The sequence below is a fragment of the Pseudomonas sp. FW305-7 genome, from assembly GCF_058786735.1.
Genome location: NZ_JBYSZA010000076.1, coordinates 1 through 518 on the forward strand (window position 1 = coordinate 1; position 518 = coordinate 518).

The 518-nt window shown below is 57.3% G+C and carries 1 protein-coding gene; it reads right to left on the reverse strand.

The annotated features are described in order from the left end of the window. Positions 1 to 335: Hcp family type VI secretion system effector (locus AC3WMT_RS30885; RefSeq protein ID WP_492578085.1), on the reverse strand; the 335-nt coding region annotated here is incomplete at its 3' end. Positions 336 to 518: the final 183 nt, after the last annotated feature.

The following is a 518-nucleotide window of genomic DNA, read 5'->3' on the forward strand; positions in this document are numbered from 1 at the left end:
GTGTAGTAGTGCTCTTGAGTACCTTGAGCCGAAGTGCGGTACCACTGGATAACGATTTCGCTCATGCGCTCGCCCGAAGTCAGAGCGGCTTGCAGCAGTGGCGAAGCCTTGTCGTAGACCTTGGTGATCACAACAGGTTTGTGAACGCGCTGACCGGTTGGCTGACCGGATTGCGGGTCACGCGGGATGATCACGTCGTGGCTGAATGCCTGAACCATGACCTGGTCTTCGTGGCCTTCCTGGTAGGTGTTGCCAACGGAGTCGGCGGTGAAAGCGCCTGCAGTGATCAGACCTTGTTTTTCGCCGGTAACCGACATGTACGCTGGTGTTGCCATGGGATGCTCTCCTTGCGGATAAATTTAAGGTGCCCGGGAGGCGAAATCGCCCGGTGGGTGCCTGACTGTTATCAAGGAGCGTGCCAGCTTTTGTAAGGTCCCCGGGAGCCGGGGGTGAAACCGCTCTGGCCTGCGCTTTGTGGGATTTTTCAGCGGGGATTCAGGGTAAAAGTGCGCAAGAAG